Here is a 22,041-nt window from a genome sequence, read left to right as displayed (position 1 = left end):
GTTAAAATAGTTTCTGAAACATCCTTGTTTTGACTCTAAAAAAACACCGCCAATTCGCAAATTTCAAATGGATGATAACATTTAAAAATTAGCGAATTAGCGGTTGAACTAGACTTAAAGTCTTATTCTCTTTCCTCGTACATTTTTAGCAGTTGCGTAACTGTATTCCAATTTCGGATTGTTGCGATAACATTCAGTTTTTTCTCAATGTATTTTTGATCGAATCTAGTTTTTCCGGCGCCAACAGCGTATTTTATAAAAATTCTGTTACCATCAATACTGGCTTCATCCGGTTTGAATTGGCTAATTTTCAAATCATTAATACTGGTACTTTGCAACTTGGTCGAAATAAAAGCCACATATAGCTTCTTAGTATCAATATCTTTTTCCTTCAAGAAAGGATTATTCTTGAAACACGCTTCTAAATCTGCCGAACTAATAACCACAACTGGCACTTCATGACCAAAAGCCTTGAAAATTTCCTGCTTTATTTTGAAACCAACAGCCGCAGGATTTTCCTCCTCCGTATCCAAAAAAACATTTCCCGATTGAATATACGTTTGCACATTTTGAAAACCAATGGCTTCCAAAGTCGTTTTTAATGCCTCCATTTTTATCATACTGTGACCGGAAACATTGATGCCGCGAAGTAATGCGAGATGAGTTGTCATGATTTAATTCTTTTTTTGCAAATGTATTATCTATTTAGCATAAACAATAGGTTCTGCAAACCAATATTCCAAATTGCTTTTTGAAATAACAATTAATGATGCTAAACTCTTATTTAAATTGAATTGGAATCCATACTTCCTCCGCAGAAGTGGGATTGTTTTTTTGATATTTTTCTCCAAGAATTTCAAAATGCGGACGATCTGCCAATTCATAAATAGAATTTGGCAACCAACTGCTATAAATCGATTCAAAGAAAGAGGGTGCCGTTGATCCGTCTCCTTTGTACATAAATACAGCATACAAGCCAGCTGGAATGATTAATGTATCCATTTCGGCGGGAATGTCTTCTAAAACACTTACCTCGACCGCGGCCCATTTCTGAAAAGTATTTTCTGCATTAAAAGTATTCCAATACGAGTTCCCAAATACCTGAATGGATAGATAATCAAGACCTACTCTATTTTTGATTTCATTGCGCCTTGGCATAAAACGTTTCCAAATTTCTTGCGCTTTATAATCAGCATAGGACATGTTTTGGTTCAGACCAATACATTTTTTTTCAGTGAGTCTAGTTATTGTTGGATTCATCTATTAAGCGATTTATTTGTAGGTAACATCAAGAAACCATTTATATTTCAAACTATTATTTAAAGCAAAAGTAACTAACCTCAATGACAACAAAAGAACATTGCTTCTTTTGTTGTTTTTTTGATCTGGTATTTTTTATTTATCGAAATAAGGTTGGTTCTTTTAGGTATTTTTTCTTTTCAGATCGACTGAATTCAAGAGTTAGCTGTTCTTCAGTGTAAAGTGCCTCATAGTAATTGTTTGACACGATTTGTGCGACACCGTTTTCAGTAACAAAATAGGGAGCTAAATAGGTATATTTAGAAAGGTAATTTTGAAAAAATTGTTTGGATGCAGTATTAATTTCTTTGTCGGACCAATAAAAAATAAAAAATCTGCTCGATAAACACCTGGATTGAATTCTTCTATTACTCCTAACTCAGTTTGAGGAAAGACGGTTTGACCTAATTTTACAAATATTAGATTTTTTTTAAATCCATTGTATATCGCTATTGTTCCATCTGAATGTTCCACAGTGATAGAATTTGTTTTACTTGTCTACATCACAGAGCGCTCACCTCTAAAGTCAGGAAACAAATAGCTATTGGCAGGATAATTTTATTTCGCATGGAATTTAAAATAATTTAATTGTTAGATTCCAAATATACCAATCCTTCATGAATACCCCATATGGTTTCCCGTAAATACAAAAAAAGCCTAAAACAAAATATGATTTTGATTTAGGCTTTTTGTTAATAGCCATACTATAGTATTGTATGACAGAACTTAATACATTATTTTACTTGTACGCTACTACAAACTCTTCGGTTGGTACTCTTACTTTTTTCATAGGAGCAATCCAGTCGTTTGGAGTATCAGCATAACCAACGTACATTAGTGAAACACTTTTTAGCCCTAATTTGTCTAATTCTAGTATTTCATCTACTACACTGTTTTCAAATCCTTCAACAGGTGTACTGTCAACTTTTGACTCTGCAGCTTGAGCCAATGCCAATCCTAATGCAATATAAGTTTGTCTGGCAATGTGCGCAAAGTTCTCCTCAGGTGCTTGTCCCAAATAAATTTTCTTCAACATATCGGTATAACTATTAAAGCGACCTTGTGGCAATCCGCGTTCAGTAGTAGTAAAATCGTATACTTTATCAATTCGTTCTGCTGTGTAACGATCCCATCCTGCAAAAATAATTACATGAGAACAATTGCGCATGCATTCTGGATTAAGAGCACCTTGTACTAATTTTTCTTTCAACTCTTGATTTTCGACAACCAAAACCTGAAAAGGTTGTAAACCTGAAGAGGTTGGTGCCAAACGAGCAGCCTCGATAATCTTATCAATTTTGTCCTTGCTTACTTTTTTTGTAGGATTGTACGCTTTTACAGCATGTCTCCAATTTAAATTCTCTATTAAAGCCATTTTTTTTATCTTTTTTTAGTTTTGAACCTCGTCATTTGATACCGTTAATGTCACTTCCATATTTCCTCTAGTAGCATTAGAATACGGACAAACCTGATGTGCTTTTTCTATTAAATCCTGAGCAATATCTAGTGTCACACCCGGAATATTGGCATGTAAAGCAGCTTCGAGAGCAAATCCTCCAGTTGGGTTTGGACCAATTCCTACCGTGGCACTTACGCTTGTTTCACCAGTTTCGATTTTTTCTTTTTTGATTACTAAATTGAGTGCACTGTCAAAACAAGCGGCATAACCTGCTGCGAATAACATTTCGGGATTCGCAAAATCATCGGTTGCTCCGCCTAAGGCTTTTGGATATTGAACAGCCAAGTCTAAAATTCCGTTTTCGCTTTTTACTTGTCCATTTCTGCCTCCTAGGGCAATTGCTTTAGTATTGTATATTGTTTTCATTTTTTATTATTTTTATTTGAAATTTTTGAAATAATATTTTTTAACTCCTGTAAGTCCTCTACCGTTACATTCATGGTTTCGATTAGTTGTGCGGGAACATTTGCTGCTTTTATTTGCAAAGCTTTGCCATTTTGCGTTAAGGCAATGTTTACAATACGCTCATCACTGCTACTCCTAGTGCGTGTTACTAATAATTTTGCTTCCATACGTTTTAGCAAAGGTGTTAATGTACCACTATCTAGTTTTAACTTTTCGCCTAATTGATTTACAGTTTGTGACTCAAATTCCCACAGGACTAGCATTACTAAGTACTGGGGATAGGTCAATTCAATCGCATCTAATAAAGGTCGGTATTGATTGATAATTTCCTTTGCAAAAGCATAAATAGGAAAGCAAACTTGCTGACTTAAAATTTGTTGCTTTTTCATGTTCTAGTTTTAATGATACAAAGATATCAGTTAATTAAATTGTACACAATTTAATTGTTTACAATTAATATTACTTTAACATTTGAGTCATAATGCACAACAACCTCCTTTTGAAAATCATGATTGCAAATGGTTCTAAAAATAATCAGCAATAGGATATGGAATGTATACTTTTACGTATTTATCCTTGATGGTAAAGAAAAGCCTTTGAGAGAAAAAAAAAGTTTTGTGCCGCAAAGCTTGTAATAGATAGCGAGAACGGTTACTAAAAAATGTAGTACAGCACCACGTTTCGAATCCTGCTGTTAATGACGCTGCAACAAGAATATTTTTTTGCCTTTCCTCTATTTTCGATTTACCAAACAAAAAACTATCTTCGCTCCATCAAATTAAAAATCCGTTTTTATCCGCGTTTTTGCTTTTGCAAATCCGTTTTATCCGTGTCCAAAAAAATCTAAATGCAAAATCTCCTACTTACTCCCATCGAATACCTCAAAGGCGTTGGTCCCAATCGGGGCGAATTGCTTCGTAAGGAACTGGGGATTTATAAGTATCAGGATTTGGTTAATTTTTTTCCAAACAGATACATTGACCGAACGCGGTATTACAAGATTAACGAACTGCAGAACAACATTGCCGAGGTTCAGATTATAGGTAAAATCATCAATATCAAAACTGTGGAATTTGGCAAAAACCAGAAACGATTGGTTGCCACTTTTATCGATGATACGGGCCAAATGGAACTTGTTTGGTTTCAAGGTCACAAATGGATTCGGGAGAGTTTAAAGCTGAACGAAATGTGTGTGATTTTCGGAAAATGCACGTCTTTTGGGAGCACCTTTAATATGGCGCATCCGGAAATTGAGTTGATGAGCGAGCACGAAAAAAGTCTTCGTTCTGCCATGCAACCCGTCTATCCTTCTACCGAAACCTTGACAAATCGCGGGATTTCAAACCGAGTGATTAATAAATTGATGCAGCAATTGTTTCTGGAAACACAAGCGTTGTTTACAGAAACTCTGCCAGATTATTTAATCAACGAATTGAAGCTGATTCCTAAAAAAGCAGCTTTATTCAACATTCATTTTCCAAAAAGCACCGAAGTTTTGGCGAAAGCCAAATTCCGATTAATCTTCGAAGAATTGTTCTTTATTCAGTTGCAATTAATCACGAAGAATCTCATTCGGAAACATAAAATAAAAGGACATCCGTTTGCAACCGTAGGCGAAAATTTCAATGATTTTTACCAGCATCATTTGCCTTTTCAACTGACAAATGCCCAAAAAAGAGTTATCAAAGAAATCCGAACGGACATGGGAAGCAACGCCCAAATGAACCGTTTGCTGCAAGGTGATGTAGGTTCCGGAAAAACAATTGTAGCTTTTATGAGCATGCTTTTGGCGCTTGATAATGGGTTCCAAGCCTGCTTGATGGCTCCCACGGAAATCTTGGCAAACCAGCATTTTATCGGTTTATCCGAATTGGCAGAAACTTTAAATATAAATATCAGAATCCTAACGGGTTCGACTAAAATAGCGCAGCGAAGAATTATCCATGAGGAACTGGAAAACGGAACGTTACATATTCTTATCGGAACGCATGCTTTATTGGAAGACAAAGTAAAATTCAAGAATTTAGGACTGGCTGTAATTGATGAGCAACATCGTTTTGGCGTAGAACAACGCTCTAAATTGTGGAAGAAAAATGTGATTCCGCCACACGTTTTAGTGATGACCGCTACGCCTATTCCACGAACTTTGGCTATGAGTTTATATGGCGATTTAGACATTTCAGTGATTGACGAATTGCCTCCGGGACGAAAACCAATTCAGACCGTACACCGATTTGACAGCAACCGATTGAAGGTTTGGAAATTCCTTCGGGACGAAATTGCTTTGGGAAGACAGATTTATATTGTGTATCCGCTCATTCAGGAATCGGAAAAAATGGATTTCAAGGATTTAATGGACGGGTACGAAAGTGTTTCCAGAGATTTTCCGTTGCCTCAATATTCTATTTCCATACTTCACGGAAAGATGAAACCCGCCGAAAAAGATGCAGAAATGAAACGTTTTTCGGAAGGAAAAACCAATATTATGGTCGCCACGACTGTAATTGAGGTCGGCGTGAATGTTCCAAACGCCAGTGTAATGATTATCGAAAGTGCGGAACGTTTTGGCTTATCGCAACTGCATCAGCTTCGCGGTCGTGTGGGTCGTGGTGCCGAACAAAGTTATTGCATCCTGATGACGAGCCATAAATTGAGTTCCGACAGCAAGACCCGAATGGAAACGATGGTGCGAACGAACGATGGTTTTGAAATTGCCGAAGTCGACTTAAAGCTTCGTGGTCCTGGTGATTTAATGGGAACCCAACAAAGCGGTGTTTTAAATCTTCAAATTGCCGACTTGGTTCGAGACCGAGATACTTTGGCTTTAGCCAGAAATTATGCTTTAAAACTTCTGAAAGATGATGCGGGCATGCAAAAACCGGAACATGCCGCTTTGAGAGCTGTTTTTATCGAAATGACCAAAAAGAAAAATATTTGGAATTATATTAGTTAGTTTAATTTTATTCATTCCTTTTATAATATAAAAAGTCATTTGAGAAATTATAATTTGATAATTTCTCAAATGACTTTTACGATAAAAGCGCTTATTATTTATAGTTTACTGATAAAACTACCGTAAATATCCTTGAACTGATATCCTTCAGAAAAACGGTCTTTGCTTAGTTTCTTGTATTCAACCAATCCCCAAAGAATAAATTCCTTCATGAAAAATTTATCTTCTTTTTCCAATTGCGGTTGATATTTCTTGATTAAAATTTCAAGCGGAACAATACTTCCTAAGATTCTTTCGTATTCTTCATCAGAACAATCATCTAATAATTCGAAACCGCTTTCGGCAAAAAACCATTCAATGATATCCGTATAGGCATTTTTGACGCCTTCTTTCTCTAGTTTTTCAATTTTTGGAAAATAAGCCGGGAAAAAAGTATGAATTGCATCGCCCAATAAATGTTGTGCTACAGCTGCAGCTCCCTCCTGCTCTCCTTCGTAAACCAACTCTACTTTTCCGGTAATAGCAGGAATAATTCCCATAAAATCAGATAAGCGCAAAGTTGTTTTATCAGCTCCAGACTTCAAAGCCCTTCTTTCTGCGGTACTTAGTAAGTTTTCAAAAGCAGTAATGCTCAATCGCGCACTCACTCCACTTTTGTTATCAATATATTCGCTCTCTCTTGCTTCAAAACTGATTTGTTCCAATAAATCCCTTGCCAATGAAGGCACATAAACCATATCATTTTGAGTTACATCCAGTTTCGCTTCTTGTTCTGTAATGGTTCTGGCGATTTTGATGGTTTCCGGATAATGCGTTAATATTTGAGACCCAATTCTATCTTTTAATGGCGTTACAATACTGCCACGATTCGTATAATCCTCAGGATTTGCAGTAAAAACAAATTGCATATCGAGTGGCATTCTTAATTTGAATCCACGAATTTGGATATCGCCTTCCTGCAGAATATTAAACAACGCTACTTGGATTCGCGCCTGTAAATCAGGTAATTCGTTGATGACGAATATACAACGATTCGCTCTTGGAATCATACCAAAATGAATCACACGATCATCCGCATACGATAATTTTAAATTGGCTGCTTTAATTGGATCCACATCACCTATTAAATCAGCAACGGTAACATCCGGCGTAGCTAATTTTTCGAAGAAACGGTCACTTCTGTGTAACCATGAAATTGGGGTTTCGTCGCCTTTTGTTTCTATAATGTCTTTGGCAAAACGGGAAAGTGGCTGCAACGGATCATCATTAATTTCGGAACCCGTTACAAACGGAATGTATTCATCTAATAATTCGATCATTTTACGCGCCAATCTGGTTTTGGCCTGACCACGAAGTCCCAATAAATTGATATTGTGACGTGATAAAATTGCGCGCTCCAATTCTGGAATCACCGTGTTTTCAAAACCGTGAACTCCTTCAAAAGTTGGTTTTCCCGATTTTATTTTTTCTCTAAGATTAGAACGCAACTCATCTTTAATGCTTTTGCTTTCGTAACCTGATTTTTTTAATTCTCCGAGTGTTTTTATATTTTCTATTTTCATTTTTTTACTTTATTGTTATTTATTGGATCAACTGAACACTAAAATCTGAATACTGATCACTTATTTAATTCTCTTTTTTCGATTGGTTTCATAATCTTCAAAAATCATTTCGCCCAGTCCTTTTAATCCGGTGTAAAAAGCTTTTCCCTGATTTGATTCTGTAAACTTATTGACGAATTTTTGCAGATATGGATCATTGGCAATCATAAAAGTGGTGATTGGAATGTGCAGTTTACGGGCTTGTTGCGCCTGATTGTAGCATTTATCCACAATATATTCGTCGAGCCCATTACTGTTCATATAATAGGAACCGTCTTTTTCGCGCACACAACTTGGTTTCCCATCGGTAATCATAAAAATTTGCTTGTTGGTATTTCGTTTTCGGCGCAGAATGTCCATCGCTAATTGTAAACCGGCGACGGTATTCGTATGATAAGAACCCACCTTTAAATACGGTAAATCCCGAATTGCAATAGTCCAGGCATCATTTCCAAAAACTAAAATATCTAAAGTATCTTTTGGATAACGGGTCGTAATCAATTCAGCAAGAGCCATTGCTACTTTTTTGGCAGGAGTAATTCTATCTTCACCATACAAAATCATACTGTGGCTGATGTCAATCATTAAAACCGTACTCATCTGAGATTTGAACTGCGTTTCTTCAACAACCAAATCATTTTCGGTTAGCATAAAATCGGCTACTCCATTATTGATTTGCGCGTTACGTAAACTTTCAGTTAACGAAATCCGTTCCAGTCCGTCACCAAAATGAAACTCCCGAAATTCACCGGTGTGTTCGTCTCCGTTTCCGGAATGTTTGGTTTTGTGATTTCCGCTTCCGGAACGCTTTAAATTTCCAAAAATGTTGTCTAAAGCTTGCTGACGAATGGCACGTTCTGTCTTGGCAGTAATTCCAATTCCCGAAGTTCCATCCTCTTTGAGTTCGTCGCGGATGTAGCCTTTTTTCTTTAAATCTTCAATAAAATCATCGACTGTGTAGTGTTCATCGGTGAGTTTATATTCTTTGTCTAATTCCCTCAACCAGTCGATTGCTTCATCAAAATCTCCCGAAGTATGTGTGATTAATTCTTTGAAAATACCAAAGAGTTTATCAAACGGAGTCTGGAATGGCGCTTCGTATTGCTTGAAATAAAATCCTTTTTTATTATCATTTTTCATAGACAATAAAATTACATCAATAAAAATGCACTTAATAGAAACGTTTATTAATTTTTAGTTAAAACAATACTGTGAAAAGGATACTCTAAAGCTAATTAAAAAATTGTCCATCCACATAAAACCAACTTCCATTTTCAAATTTAAAAGTAGAAAGTTCGTGATGAATCTGTTTTTGAAGTTTGCTGTCCAAAAAATAAGCTTTGAATTCCACCGTATTTTCTGTAGCATCAACAATCTCTAATTGAAGCCAATGATTGTTGGTTGCCCAATTTAAAATTTCGGATTTCGAATAGTATTTTCTTTCCGAAATATGTGTAGTTTCCAACAAATAATCTGCTTGATGAGTTGCATAAGCGGAATATCGGGAACGCATCAAGCATTGAGCTGTTGTCGCTTTTTGAATGCCTTTTATAATTGGTTCGCAACAATCCTGAAAAATTATATTTGAACCGCAATAACACTTGTTTGCCATTATTTTTGATAATAATCGTTTAAAGAGATTCCGTTGCCTGACCATTAAGTCCTACTATTCGTTGATGCAGTTGATTCAATAATACCTGATAGCGACTAATTTCCATTAGATCTTCATCTTCCTCTGCAAAATCGAGTAATTCATCCAATTCTTCGCTAACTTCTGCTAATTTGTTGTTGGCTTCTTTGGCATTTTTCTGTGCTATAAAATCAATTATTTCCTGAACACCACTTTTTACTTCGTCAAATCTATTTTTTTCCATGATATGAATGTATATTTTATTCTTCTGAAGCCTTGTCTTCATTAAACTTTTTAGTAATTTGTTTTAGTTTTTCCTTGCGCAATAGTACAGCTTGTTTAGCTTTGTCTTGCGCTTTGTGTAACTTATCGTTATGCTTTTTAATGTTTCTTTCGTTATTTCTGCTCATGTGTTTATTTTTAAATAATCAAATCACGTATTAGATTCGAAAACCGCAGCAAAGTTCGGATTTATTATCGAAATTATATTCATTTAGTTTGTTAGTTTCTTTCTTGTTTAAAATTGAAGCTATGATTTGGTAATTAAATATTTGGAGAATAAAAAAATATTTATTTTAAAACCATTAAGGCTTAAATTATGAGTTTTGACAAAAGTTTGCCTACTTCACAGATTCATTAAAAAGTATTTTAAAAACTATTAACTGAGAATAAAACTATAATTCACAAATAAGTATGGTCATATATTTATTTTTTATATCTTTATTTTTTGAACCAAATTGACGCCCAAACCTACTAATAAATTAAATGAAGTCTGAAAAAAAATACCCTAAATTCATCAGATGGTTCTTAAAAAGACCGAAAACAACTGGTTTTGTAGTATTCCTATTTTTAAGTTACGTTGTAGGTTTTATACTCTTACAGCAATACAAACTAATAAAAGAAGATGAGCAACGTGAAATGAATAACATTTTGAATGTTGTTCATCAAAATATAGAACAAGCGCTAAAAAACTGTTATACGACCACTTTAACGCTGGCACTAACAATAAATGATAAAGGCATTCCTGAAAATTTTGACTACGTGAGTGAAAAATTAATGGAATCAAATGCAAATATTAGTACGGTCCAATTGGTTCCAGATGGCATAATTAAGTATATTCATCCATTGAAAGGTAATGAACCCGCTTTAAATTTAAATATTCTAACTGAACAGAACCTTAAAAAAGAAGCTTTGAAATCAATCGCTAAAAAAAAGATGTATTTTGCAGGCCCTTTTGAACTAAAACAAGGCGGAGTAGGAATTGTAGGCAGATTTCCAGTTTTTCAAAATAATAAATTCTGGGGGTTTTCTGCTGTTATCATCAAATTAGAAACTTTCTTAAAAGCTTTGGGTATAAATAACGTAGATGATTCAAAATATTACTTCCAATTTTCAAAATATAATGTTGAGAAACAAAAAGAAGTCTTTTACCTGCCCAACCAAACTGATTTTTTAAAAAATTATAGCATTAGCAGAACAATCCCTGATGGCGACTGGAAGTTATATTTGATCTCAAAAAATAACAATTATATATATTTCCAAATCATAATTCCTGGGATTATTGGAATTATTCTTGCTGGACTTTTTGGTATCCTAATTTATTTTCTTGTAAAAACACCCGAAGAATTGCAATCTTTAGTTACCGCACAAGCTACTAAATTATTGAATTCTGAAATCAAGTTTAAAATTATTTTTGATCAAGCAGCAATTGGGATTGCTAGTGTAGATCTTTCTACAGGGACTTTTTTGGAAGTAAATAATAAATTTTGTGACCTTTTGGGCTATACTCAAAGCGAAATTAAACAAAAAAATTTTCAGTCCATAACTCATCCTGATGATCTTGAAACAGATTTAATACATGTGAGCAAACTGAAAAATGGAATAATCAATGAATATTCCATGGAAAAAAGATATTACACAAACAATGGAAAAATTATTTGGGTCAATTTGACGGTTACACCAATAATAGACAGAAAAAACGAACAAATTACTGCTATTTCAATTATTGAAGATATTACCTTAAAAAAAGAAGCTGAAGAATTAATCAAAAAAAGTGAAATTCGATTTAAAAGTTTATTTGATGATTCGCCTTTACCATTAAGAGAAGAAGATTTTTCTAATGTTAAAAAATACCTTGAAGAACTTAATTTAATGCATGAAGATATAGAAGTTGTTAGAAACTACTTTGAAAAAAATCCAAATATTGTTGATAAATCCCATTCGTTAGTTAAATTAATTGATGCAAACAAAGCCTGCCTTAAACTACATAAGGTTAAGACTAAAGAAGATTTAATCCAAACAAAATCTAATTTATTCAACAACAAGGCATTATATTGTTTTACCGAGCATCTTATTGCAATAACTCAAGGTGAAAATAAATTTATTTTAGATACGATTATAAAAAATTCAGAGGGAGAATATCGTAATATAAATTTGCGTTGGAATACAATCCAAGGATATAAAAATTCATTAGCAAGAATTATAGTTTCTACCGAAGATACTACTGACAGGAAAGCTGTAGAAAAGATTATTCTTGAAACAAATCAAAGAATGGAATCCTTGATTAATACAATTGATGGGATTGTTTGGGAATGTGACGCAGTAACTTTTAATTTTAATTTTATCAGTCAGAAAGTACAGAATATTTTAGGTTACAGCCCTGAAGAATGGCTCGAAAGTCCTACTTTTTGGCTAGACCATATTTATGTAGAAGATACTGAATGGGTTCAGAATTATTGCAGGATAAAAACTAATGAGAAGGCAGACCATGATTTTGAGTATAGAATGGTCGCCAAAAATGGAACTTTAGTTTGGCTCCGTGACATCGTAAATGTTGTCATTGAAAATGGCAAAACAAAAAGTTTACGAGGTATCATGATTGATATCACTAAAACAAAGGAAGCTGAAAAGGAACTGAATAACTCCTTCAACCTGGTTACCGAACAAAATAAAAGACTACTAAATTTCTCCTATATCGTTTCTCATAATTTAAGATCACACACCAGTAACATTGCCTCTATTGTGGCTTTGATTGAATCCTCGGAAACCGAAGAAGAAAGAGAACAAATGATGGAATTATTGAAAACTGTTTCCTGTTCGTTAAACGAAACGATGCTTCATTTAAACGAAGTCATTAACATTAGAACAAATATTGGTTTAGTATCGGAACCTTTAAATTTAGAGCATTACATTACAACAGTAAGAAATGTACTTTCGGAACAAATCACAACCAATGAAGTTACGATTTTAACAGAAATACCCGATGAAGCTATAATTAATTACAATCCTGCATATCTGGAAAGCATCCTTTATAATATCATTTCAAATTCAATTAGATACAGACATCCATCACGCAAACCAATTATAACAATTAAATTTTTGATGGAGAATGACATGAAAATTCTACAAATTTCGGACAACGGGATAGGAATTGATCTTGTCAGAAATGCAGATAAAATTTTTGGTAAGTACAAAACATTTACAAACAATTCCGACTCAAAAGGAATTGGATTATTTATAACCAAAAATCAAATTGACGCGATGGGAGGAAATATTACCGTGGAAAGTGAACCGAATATTGGAACTACATTTAAAATCTATATTCAATGACAAAAAAAGCAATCTGGATAGTAGACGATGATGCTATTTACCAAATCATCGTAAATAAAATAATTCAAAAATCCGAAATGTTTTCAGAGAGTTCCTCTTTCAAAAATGGAAAAGATGCTATTGATGACTTGCATAATGCTTTAGAAAATAACGAACAACTTCCAGATATAATTTTATTGGATATCAATATGCCTATAATGGATGGATGGGAATTCATGGAGGAAATGGGTATAATCAAACCTAAATTTCCAAAAGAAATAGTCGTTTATATTGTAAGTTCTTCCATTGCGGTAGAAGATAAAAACAAATCAAAATCGTACTGCAATATATTAGGGTATCTATCTAAACCAATTACAGTAAACGATTTGATATTAATTGCTTCAAATGATTAAAAGTTTAAGCTGAATTTTGAATCGCAGAAAAGACAGGAATTAGAAACCAGAGATGAATTCTTTTTTTATTTCCTCCAAAGTTTTAGTGGTAAAAATTAGTTCCTGAATGATTTTTTTCCTCAAATCATCTATGTCTTCATATTCAAAATACTTGGCCCAAGAAGTAAGACTGAATAAATTCCGAATTTGTTTGATGCGTTTAGTGGTTTCAAAGCTGGTTCTTAATATTGCCCTTTTATCGTAGTTTGGATTATTCTTGTGTTGGTAATTGACCGTTCGGTTTTGGTAATTTGCTTCTAAATAATACAGTTCTTCAACAGCATTATCGGGATAAAAATTTTCCCAAGAGGCATAGCCCAACTTAATTTTGGATTTGGTTTCAGGTTCCAAAGGTTCTAAACGCCATTTGCTATTAGCCAAGCGGCCCCAATGATTGGACAAACGATACATTCCTGTTTTAGTGTAGTAATATTTACTTCCAGATTTACTGTCGTACTGGATTTTCAATCCATTTATAGACTCAATAGCCACTTCATCAAAAACACAGAACGTATTCTTGAATGAATTAGGGTTTGGTCGAAAAAATTTTTCCATATTACAAAGGTAATCAGAAAGCCCAATTCGTAGCAAGACAAACTATATTTGATTAACTTTGCCAACTGGAATTATTAAAATAAAAAGATTATGACTAAAGCTTCTGAAGAAAGAATGTTACAAAAAGGTGTTTACACCGGAATTATGGAAAAAGATGAAAATAACAACTTTTTTTGTGGCGAATACCTGTTAGACTATAAAATGGCTCAAAAACATGCTATTGGAGATTGGATTACTATTAAATCAATCATAGAAAATCCAAGCGATATCAGTTATAACAAATATCCAAAAAAATCTAAAAATTTCGATAAGGCAAATAATAAGCCGCAACAATAACTGTTTTTAAATTCTAAAATATTCAATTAAGAACTTTAAAAAGTACTTTTTGATTAAAATTTATTGGTCTGAAACTAAAAAAATAAAAAAAAGTGTACCTTTGCAAAAAATTTGTCGATTTTAAAATCAAATTATATTGATTTTATAGTAAAAGACAAGTAGTTACCTTATTTATGAAAAAAATAGTTGAATACCGCAAACTGCTAAATGTAGACAAAACTGCAGAGCTGAAAGATTTAAAAACGATTTATCGTAATGCGATGAAAGAATCACATCCGGACAAGTTTTCAGGTGATGATGAAGGTTTGAAAGCTGCAGAAGAAAATAGTAAAAAAATTATTGAAGCATACCACTTTTTGGTAAGTATCAATCCTGAAACTATAAAAGCAAACTTACCAGAGTATACTGAAACAATCTCTACATCAACAATTACAGATTACAAATTTGTTGAAGGACGATTAATAATTAATTTTTCTAACGGCAGCGTTTACGAATATATTAGTGTTCCTAAAGCAACTTACGTGAAAATGGTCAATGCTGAATCTCCTGGAAGATTTGCGAAGAGACATATTTTAAATTCATTTACTTGGAGAAAAACCATCAATCAAGATTAATTTTCTACAGATAGAATACACAAGCATCCTAATCAAGGATGCTTTTTTTGTTTAAAATAATTTGATAATTAAATTAAAAAATCATTTAAGCAATTCAGATAATAAATTATGTTGCGTAATAAACTTGATTATACTAAATTAGCATCTCAAAATTATACAAACTTACCTTACATATTATGATAGACTTTTGCAAGATATACAAGTCGCAATATAAAAAAGCAAAAGAAATACTTGATGTATTAAAAGAGCAAAGAAGTCAAATTGATTTTAATTTACAATCAAATTCATCTTGCGCAATTCTTCATAAAGAACTAAGGGATATAAACTTAGATATTAGAATTACAGAAAATGAAATAGAACATGCTGAATCCGTAATAATTAGACACAACCAAAACAGCGTAATTTAACTGTAAATCATTTCTCAGCATTACAATGCTTTACATCCTTAAGCTGCAACTTTACTTTTTACAAGCAACAAACAATTCCGCTACCGAACCTAATAAGTTTCGATTTTTTTGAAATTAAAATTCTATTTCGAGTACGATTCAAAAATCCATTTTCCGGATCTTGGTTGGTGTAATCTACACACCTCTTGACTTTTTAAATAGTATTACATTTCGCTATCAGCCAAAGCCTCTAATAATGAAGGGGATTTATTTCATAATCAACTCAAAACAATACACATTTAATACCAAATTATAACAAAAATTTAGGTTCTAAAAATATTTGTATTTTATATTTTTTAAATACTTTTGCAGACTTAACTCAATTAACTAATTAATAATGAAAAAAATAATTTTATTACTTTCGGCAGCTGTAGTTTTAATCTCTTGTAGCAAAGTTGGCAAAGATGAATACCTAATTACAGGAACTGCAACAGGAATTGATAATGGTAAAACTATTATCTTAGAAACGCAAGATGCAACCGGAATGGTTTTACCAAAAGATACTGTAAAAGTTGAAAATGGTAAATTTGAAATGAAAGGAAATATTACAGAGCCTGCATTCTATACCATTCAATTAGAAGGAGCGCAAGCTAAAATACCTTTCATATTAGAAAATGGTGAAGTCACTATTACTATTAACAAAGACAGTATTCAAAAATCTAAAGTTTCTGGTACGTATAATAATGATGAGTACGTATCTTTCAATGAAGAAATCACTAAAGTTCAAAAGAAACTAATGGATTTCCAAACTAAGAATATGGAAGCAATGAATGCTGCACAACAATCTAAAGATACTGTTGTGATTAATAATTTGATGCAAGAATTCTCTAAAATTCAAGAAGAAGTTGGTGTTGCTTCAAAAGCAAAATATGTTGCTTATGCTGAGTCACATCCAAAATCGTTTATTACTGCTTTGATTATTCAAGGTATGTTAAACGATCCAACTGCTGACATTGCAAAATCTGAAAAACTGTACAATGGTTTAGATGAATCATTGAAAAAAACTAAGCCAGGTATAGCAATTAAAACTAAACTTGCTGAAATGAAAGCGCCCGCTGGTGTAGGAGCTGCTCCTACTCCTGCTGGAGAAGCTAAATGAAGAGCAGATTTTTCAGGCCCTAATCCTCAAGGGAAAATAATTTCTCTTAAAGAAAGTTTAGGAAAAGTAACAATAGTTGATTTTTGGGCTTCTTGGTGTGGACCATGCCGTCAAGAAAACCCGAATGTTGTTGCTCTTTACAAAGAGTTACACGGAAAAGGTCTTAATATTATTGGAGTATCTTTAGACAAAGATGCTAAAGCTTGGAAAGATGCTATCGCAAAAGATAAATTAACTTGGAATCAGGTTTCAAATTTAAAATTTTGGGATGAACCTATCGCAGCACAATACAAAGTGGAATCTATTCCAGCAACTTTTATTCTTGATGCATCAGGAAATGTAGTTGCAAAAGATTTACGAGGGGAAGCGCTTAGAGCTAAAATATTAGAACTTTTAGCAAAATAAGGAACTACATCAATACAAAATAAAAAAATCTCCCTGTAGACTGCACCCAAAACTTTAGACAAATTTATAATTAATTTTGATAATAATGGGCTCGATATTTTATCGGGCTCATTTTGTTTAAATTATACTTAATTCAATATTTGTTATAATAATTTATATACTCCTCTATTTCTTGTTTTAATTATTCTATTGAATGATACTTGTTCAAGTAATATAATTCTGGCTTTGTACACAAAAAAATTTTCAATTATTGCATTATCTAAACAATTTCCCTTTCTTGACATACTTTGGATTATTCCTTTTTCTTTTAGTAAGTATTAATATTGTTTCATTTGATATTGCCATCCTTGATCAGAATGTAAAACTAGATTAGTGTTGTTTGATATTTTCTTAAATGCCTTCGTCAACATCATTACCACTTGATTGAATACTGGTCGTTCTGCTAGCTCATAACTCATTATTTCCTTGATTATATAAGTCGATTATTGGCGATAAATATAATTTGTTTCCTGCAATATTAAATTCAGTTACATCAGTTGCCCATTTTTGATTTGGTGCTGTTGCTTTAAAATTTCTTTCTAATATGTTTACAACAATTTTACATTGTTCTCCTTTATCCTATTTGTGCTTTTTTACTCTAAAAATGCCTTTTAATACCAATAAATTTATCAATTTAAAAACGGTTTTATGATTGATAATTATTCCTCTATTTTGTATCTCATCCGTTATTCTTCTGTAACCATAGCGCCCTTTATGTCTTTGATAAATGGCTTTAATTAACTCTTTAATTTCTTTGTATTTAACAGGTAATTTATTCTGCCTTTAATGATAATAAAAACTACTACGTGCCATACTAGTTCGATTTAAAAGTAAATTTAAATCACATTTATGCCTTAATTACATTATGCCTTGCGCTTTTTGGCTTTCTCTTCGGCTTGAATTAAGGCTTTTAACTTTTTTAAATATTCAAGCGCACAGCGTAATGCTTCATTTTCTAAAAGAAGTTCATCTTCTTTGGTTAATGGCTTGTCTGATTTCTGTTTTTACGTTTAAAATTACTCGTAGATTTTCCTCTGCCTTTTGCTTTTGAATGTGGTGCTTCAATACCAAAGTTAGCAAAATCTTTTTTCCATTTAAAATAGTAGATTCTGAAGGAATATTAAATAGCAAACACGCTTCTCTTAAAGATAATTAATTTTTGGATAATGTTTTTAAAACGTTTACCTTAAAATCAATGGTATAAGTCTAATTCCTTGCTCATTGCAAAGCTTTTTGACCATGCTTTTTAAATAAACTTAACCATTTTTGAACTCGGGATTTTATTATTTCTTTTTGTTTCGATACAACACCACATGATTGGTCTTTGTTTAAAACTAATTCTACACATTCTAATTTAAATGTATAATCATATTTTACTTTTCTTTCCATAAAAAATGCCCCAAATAGTGTCTAACTTTTTGGGGCATGTCAAAGATGGGACTTTTTCATTTATAATTTTGAATTTATTTTATCATTTCAATTTTTTGAACTTCTTCTTCATTGATGCTGTCGAAGAAACCTTGTTCATTCATCCAATCATCGCTAAATACTTTACTCATATAACGAGATCCATGATCCGGGAAAATTGCGATAACATTACTGTTTTCGTCAAATTCACCTTCTTCTGCATACTGTCGTATCGCTTGCATTACTGCTCCTGAAGTATATCCAACAAATAAACCCTCTTTTCTGGTGATTTCTCGGGCAGCATGAGCGCTTTCTTCATCAGTAACTTTCATGAACTTATCAATAATATCAAAATCCGTTGCAGATGGAATTAAATTTTTACCCAGACCTTCAATTCTGTATGGATAAATTTCATCATTATCGAATTCTCTTGTTTCATGGTATTTTTTCAATACAGAACCAAAAGCATCAACTCCAAGAATTCTAATATTAGGATTTTGTTCTTTTAGGTATTTTGCAGTACCTGAAATAGTTCCGCCTGTACCACTACAAGCAATTAAGTGTGTAATTGCTCCGTTCGTTTGTTTCCAAATTTCCGGACCAGTAGACTTATAATGCGCGTCAACATTCAATTGATTGAAATACTGATTGATATAAACCGAACCTTTCGTTTCTTCGTGCAAACGTTTAGCCACGTTATAATAAGAACGTTCATCATCGGCAGATACATGCGCCGGACAAACATATACTTTAGCGCCTAAGCTGCGAAGCATGTCTATTTTATCTTTAGATGATTTTGAACTAACCGCAAGAATACAATTGTAGCCTTTTATGATACTGACCATTGCTAAACTAAAACCAGTGTTTCCGGACGTAGTTTCAATTATAGTATCACCAGGAGATAAAATGCCTCTCTTTTCAGCTTCTTCAATTATATATAATGCTATTCTATCTTTAGAGGAATGTCCAGGGTTAAAAGCTTCTACTTTAGCGTAAAAATTACCTTCTAAATTTTCAGTAACTTTATTTAGCTTAATAAGTGGAGTATTACCTATTAATTCTAAGACATTATTATAAGCAGTTATTTCTTTTTTCATAAAAAAATAGTTAGTCGTGGCAATTTTACATTAAACACGAATGTTGCAAATCTAACAAAAAAAATCTAATTAGTTTTTAATTCCTTCTAAATCTAATAAAAAACTATATTCTTTTGCTAATTCCTTTAGAGCTTCAAATCGTCCTGAAGCGCCACCGTGACCGGCATCCATATTTGTATTAAGATATAAAACAGTATCATTTGTTTTTAGGGTTCGTAGCTTTGCAACCCACTTGGCAGGTTCCCAGTATTGTACTTGAGAATCATGAAGCCCGGTGGAAACAAACATATTAGGATATTTTTGAGCCTTAACATTATCATAAGGAGAATACGACAACATATAATCATACGATTTTTTCTCGTTTGGATTTCCCCATTCATCATATTCTCCTGTTGTAAGGGGAATTGTATCATCAAGCATCGTAGTGATAACATCCACAAATGGCACTTGAGCAATTACTCCGTTATACAGTTCCGGTGCCATATTGACTACTGCTCCCATTAATAATCCGCCTGCAGAACCGCCTTCAGCATATAAATGCTTTGGTGAAGTATATTTTTCCTGAATTAAAAATTTAGAACAATCGATAAAATCAGTAAAGGTGTTTTTCTTTTTCAATAATTTTCCATCCTCATACCATTGTCTTCCTAAATCTTCACCACCACGAATATGCGCTATGGCAAAAACAAATCCTCGATCCAAAATCGATAAACGTGTTGATGAAAAATAAGCATCCATGGTCACTCCATAAGATCCATACGCATAAAGTAGTACCGGATTTTTCCCGTCTTTTTTCAATCCTTTTTTGTACACCATTGAAATTGGCACTCTAGTTCCATCTGTTGCAATGGCCCAAACTCGTTCTTCAATGTAATTATTTTTATCAAATTTTCCACCTAGAACCTGTTGCTCTTTCATTATTTCTTTCTCCTTGGTCTTCATATTAAAATCAATAACCGAAGATGGCGTTGCTAATGATTGGTAGCTATAACGTAAAATATCAGTATCAAAGTCAACATTCGTCGTTGTGTAAGCACTATATGTTTCACTTCCAAAAGGTAAATAATATTCCCCTTCTACACTCCAAGGCATAATGCGAATATGATTCAAACCATTAGAACGTTCTTCGACAACCAAATAGTTTCTAAAAATCTCAATATCTTCCAATAAAACGTCTTCTCTGTGCGCGATTACATCTTTCCAATTTTCTTTTGCAGTAGCACTTTCAGGCGTTTTCATCAACTTGAAGTTAGTCGCTTTGTCTTTATTGGTCATAATGTAAAAAGAATCCCCAAAATGAGAAATACTGTATTCTAGTCCGCGAACTCTTGGTTGAAAAACAATAAATTCTCCGTCTGGATTATCTGAATTCAAAATTCTATACTCAGTGGTTAGTGTACTTCCAGAACCTATTACAATGTATTTTTTTGATTTTTCTTTACCAACAGAAACGTTGAATGTATCATCTTTTTCATTAAAAACCAATACATCAGCAGCTGAATCTGTCTCTAATTTATGTTTGAAAACCTTATCAGAACGTAACGTAACTTTGTCTTGTCTGGTGTAAAATATCGTTTTATTATCATTAGCCCAAACTGAACTTCCGGTAGCATTTTCAATCTTATCCGAAAGAATTTCTCCCGTTTCTAAGTTTTTGATTTGTATAGTATAAATGCGTCTTCCCACGGTATCGATTCCAAAACTCGCAAATTTATTATCCGGACTCACGCTCAAACCGCCCAATTGAAAGTAGGTTTGTCCCTTCGCTAAGTCATTACAGTTGAACAAAATTTCCTCAGTAGCGGTCAGACTTCCTTTTTTTCTGGAATAAATGGGATAATTTTTTCCAGTTTCAAAACGCGTGATATAATAATAGCCATTGTATAAGTAAGGAACTGATTGGTCATCTTCTTTGATGCGGGCTTTCATTTCTTCGTACAATTCTTTCTGAAAACCTTTTGTATCCGCAGTCATAGCGTCATAATAGTCATTTTCCTGATTCAAATAATCAATCACTTCCGGATTCTCTCTGTCGTTTAACCAGAAATAATTGTCTACACGTTTTTGATTGTGTTTTTCTAAAGTTTTTGGAATTATTTTAGCTATTGGAGTTGGAATATTTTTTGACATTTTTTGTGCTTTAATTTTAGTATTTGATGCTGCAAAAATAACACAAAGACAACTGAGGAAGAGTATATTTTTCATGAATATTTTATTGATTATGACTATGCAATATAGTAATTTTGTAAATAAAATTAATTTAAAAAATTAAAACATGGATTTAATGGGAATGATGGGCAAACTTAAAGAGACCCAACAAAAGATAGAAGACACAAAAAAACGTTTAGATACTGTTCTAATTGATGAACAAAGTACAGATGGTTTATTGAAAGTAACTTTGACTGCTAACAGAACTATAAAATCAATCACCATTGACGACACTTTATTAGAAGATAAAGATCAACTGGAAGATTATTTGATTTTAGTATTGAATAAAGCGATTGAAAAAGCAACAAATGTGAATCAGAACGAACTGGATGCCGTTACCAAAATGGATATACCAATGATTCCAGGAATGGATAATTTGTTTAAGTAAATATGAATTATAAGTTATGAATTATGAGTTTCGACAACTTGAAAAACTCATAATTCATAA

Annotated in this window: 22 protein-coding genes and 1 pseudogene; 8 read left to right on the top strand and 15 right to left on the bottom strand. The window is 33.0% G+C overall.

The features are described 5' to 3' along the window. Window positions 1–122: 122 nt before the first annotated feature. The 5 genes from AC0J6S_RS12595 to AC0J6S_RS12575 form a co-directional block, all read right to left on the bottom strand. Window positions 123–671: a DUF1697 domain-containing protein gene (locus AC0J6S_RS12595; RefSeq protein WP_474954129.1), complete on the bottom strand. Its 549-nt coding sequence runs from the start codon at window positions 669–671 to the stop codon at window positions 123–125. Between the two features lie 109 nt (window positions 672–780). Continuing rightward, window positions 781–1,260, bottom strand: coding sequence for a GyrI-like domain-containing protein (locus tag AC0J6S_RS12590; RefSeq protein WP_474954128.1), 480 nt, complete (start codon window positions 1,258–1,260; stop codon window positions 781–783). A gap of 778 nt (window positions 1,261–2,038) precedes the next feature. Beyond that, window positions 2,039–2,674 carry a nitroreductase family protein gene (locus AC0J6S_RS12585; RefSeq protein ID WP_474954127.1) on the bottom strand — a complete coding sequence of 212 codons (636 nt, stop codon included), beginning with the start codon at window positions 2,672–2,674 and terminating at the stop codon, window positions 2,039–2,041. 15 nt (window positions 2,675–2,689) lie between these two features. Next, window positions 2,690–3,124, bottom strand: a complete 435-nt coding sequence (locus tag AC0J6S_RS12580) for an organic hydroperoxide resistance protein (RefSeq protein WP_474954126.1) — start codon at window positions 3,122–3,124, stop codon at window positions 2,690–2,692. Continuing rightward, window positions 3,121–3,552 (bottom strand): MarR family winged helix-turn-helix transcriptional regulator, encoded by a 432-nt coding sequence (locus tag AC0J6S_RS12575; protein ID WP_474954125.1) that lies wholly within the window; start codon window positions 3,550–3,552, stop codon window positions 3,121–3,123. The genes AC0J6S_RS12580 and AC0J6S_RS12575 overlap by 4 nt, the downstream gene beginning before the upstream one ends. Window positions 3,553–4,010: 458 nt before the next feature. On the opposite strand from AC0J6S_RS12575, the gene recG reads away from it, so the two are divergent. Beyond that, window positions 4,011–6,116, top strand: a complete 2,106-nt coding sequence (gene recG / locus AC0J6S_RS12570) for an ATP-dependent DNA helicase RecG (protein WP_474954124.1) — start codon at window positions 4,011–4,013, stop codon at window positions 6,114–6,116. Window positions 6,117–6,214: 98 nt separating this feature from the next. On the opposite strand, the gene AC0J6S_RS12565 is transcribed toward recG, so the two are convergent. The 5 genes from AC0J6S_RS12565 to AC0J6S_RS12545 all read right to left on the bottom strand — a co-directional run bounded on the left by AC0J6S_RS12565 (window position 6,215) and on the right by AC0J6S_RS12545 (window position 9,757). Next, on the bottom strand, window positions 6,215–7,678 hold the full coding sequence (locus AC0J6S_RS12565) for an AAA family ATPase (protein WP_131910577.1): 1,464 nt from the start codon (window positions 7,676–7,678) through the stop codon (window positions 6,215–6,217). A gap of 60 nt (window positions 7,679–7,738) precedes the next feature. Next, window positions 7,739–8,857, bottom strand: a complete 1,119-nt coding sequence (locus AC0J6S_RS12560) for a vWA domain-containing protein (protein WP_474954123.1) — start codon at window positions 8,855–8,857, stop codon at window positions 7,739–7,741. A 91-nt stretch (window positions 8,858–8,948) separates the two neighbouring features. Continuing rightward, window positions 8,949–9,329: a YchJ family protein gene (locus AC0J6S_RS12555; RefSeq protein WP_474954122.1), complete on the bottom strand. Its 381-nt coding sequence runs from the start codon at window positions 9,327–9,329 to the stop codon at window positions 8,949–8,951. 19 nt (window positions 9,330–9,348) lie between these two features. Beyond that, window positions 9,349–9,591 carry a hypothetical protein gene (locus tag AC0J6S_RS12550; protein WP_196853882.1) on the bottom strand — a complete coding sequence of 81 codons (243 nt, stop codon included), beginning with the start codon at window positions 9,589–9,591 and terminating at the stop codon, window positions 9,349–9,351. 16 nt (window positions 9,592–9,607) lie between these two features. Beyond that, on the bottom strand, window positions 9,608–9,757 hold the full coding sequence (locus tag AC0J6S_RS12545; protein ID WP_165151136.1) for a hypothetical protein: 150 nt from the start codon (window positions 9,755–9,757) through the stop codon (window positions 9,608–9,610). Window positions 9,758–10,112: 355 nt separating this feature from the next. Between AC0J6S_RS12545 and AC0J6S_RS12540 the strand changes: the two genes are divergently transcribed. Both AC0J6S_RS12540 and AC0J6S_RS12535 read left to right on the top strand, forming a co-directional pair. Beyond that, the gene (locus AC0J6S_RS12540) at window positions 10,113–12,956 is read left to right on the top strand and encodes a PAS domain S-box protein (RefSeq protein ID WP_474954121.1); all 2,844 of its coding nucleotides are present in this window, start codon (window positions 10,113–10,115) and stop codon (window positions 12,954–12,956) included. Beyond that, window positions 12,953–13,348 carry a response regulator gene (locus AC0J6S_RS12535; protein ID WP_474954120.1) on the top strand — a complete coding sequence of 132 codons (396 nt, stop codon included), beginning with the start codon at window positions 12,953–12,955 and terminating at the stop codon, window positions 13,346–13,348. The genes AC0J6S_RS12540 and AC0J6S_RS12535 overlap by 4 nt, the downstream gene beginning before the upstream one ends. Before the next feature lie 39 nt (window positions 13,349–13,387). On the opposite strand, the gene AC0J6S_RS12530 is transcribed toward AC0J6S_RS12535, so the two are convergent. Further along, entirely contained in the window at window positions 13,388–13,942 is a 555-nt protein-coding gene (locus AC0J6S_RS12530; RefSeq protein ID WP_474954119.1) for a hypothetical protein, read from the bottom strand. Between the two features lie 90 nt (window positions 13,943–14,032). Between AC0J6S_RS12530 and AC0J6S_RS12525 the strand changes: the two genes are divergently transcribed. The 4 genes and pseudogenes from AC0J6S_RS12525 to AC0J6S_RS12510 form a co-directional block, all read left to right on the top strand. Next, window positions 14,033–14,278, top strand: coding sequence for a hypothetical protein (locus tag AC0J6S_RS12525; RefSeq protein WP_039107414.1), 246 nt, complete (start codon window positions 14,033–14,035; stop codon window positions 14,276–14,278). A gap of 173 nt (window positions 14,279–14,451) precedes the next feature. After that, the gene (locus AC0J6S_RS12520) at window positions 14,452–14,892 is read left to right on the top strand and encodes a KTSC domain-containing protein (protein ID WP_474954118.1); all 441 of its coding nucleotides are present in this window, start codon (window positions 14,452–14,454) and stop codon (window positions 14,890–14,892) included. 783 nt (window positions 14,893–15,675) lie between these two features. After that, a complete protein-coding gene (locus AC0J6S_RS12515) occupies window positions 15,676–16,437 on the top strand; it encodes a DUF4369 domain-containing protein (protein WP_474954117.1) in 762 nt (253 codons plus the stop codon). 18 nt (window positions 16,438–16,455) lie between these two features. Then, window positions 16,456–16,842, top strand: a pseudogene (locus AC0J6S_RS12510) (TlpA family protein disulfide reductase); the annotation flags it as partial. A 317-nt stretch (window positions 16,843–17,159) separates the two neighbouring features. Here AC0J6S_RS12510 and AC0J6S_RS12505 read toward each other — a convergent pair. The 4 genes from AC0J6S_RS12505 to AC0J6S_RS12490 form a co-directional block, all read right to left on the bottom strand. Beyond that, the gene (locus AC0J6S_RS12505; RefSeq protein ID WP_474954116.1) at window positions 17,160–17,300 is read right to left on the bottom strand and encodes a hypothetical protein; all 141 of its coding nucleotides are present in this window, start codon (window positions 17,298–17,300) and stop codon (window positions 17,160–17,162) included. Window positions 17,301–17,460: 160 nt separating this feature from the next. Then, the gene (locus AC0J6S_RS12500) at window positions 17,461–17,631 is read right to left on the bottom strand and encodes an IS3 family transposase (protein ID WP_474956362.1); all 171 of its coding nucleotides are present in this window, start codon (window positions 17,629–17,631) and stop codon (window positions 17,461–17,463) included. A gap of 713 nt (window positions 17,632–18,344) precedes the next feature. Next, window positions 18,345–19,385: a cysteate synthase gene (gene capA / locus AC0J6S_RS12495; RefSeq protein WP_474954115.1), complete on the bottom strand. Its 1,041-nt coding sequence runs from the start codon at window positions 19,383–19,385 to the stop codon at window positions 18,345–18,347. Between the two features lie 69 nt (window positions 19,386–19,454). Continuing rightward, entirely contained in the window at window positions 19,455–21,515 is a 2,061-nt protein-coding gene (locus AC0J6S_RS12490; protein WP_474954114.1) for a S9 family peptidase, read from the bottom strand. Between the two features lie 145 nt (window positions 21,516–21,660). Here AC0J6S_RS12490 and AC0J6S_RS12485 point away from each other — a divergent pair, with 145 nt between their 5' ends. Beyond that, the gene (locus AC0J6S_RS12485; protein WP_474954113.1) at window positions 21,661–21,981 is read left to right on the top strand and encodes a YbaB/EbfC family nucleoid-associated protein; all 321 of its coding nucleotides are present in this window, start codon (window positions 21,661–21,663) and stop codon (window positions 21,979–21,981) included. The last annotated feature ends 60 nt before the right edge of the window (window positions 21,982–22,041 follow it).

This window comes from Flavobacterium sp. TS_SC_5 (assembly GCF_056156265.1).
Note: the sequence above shows the minus strand (reverse complement) of the source record. Positions and strands in the feature narration are given on the sequence as shown.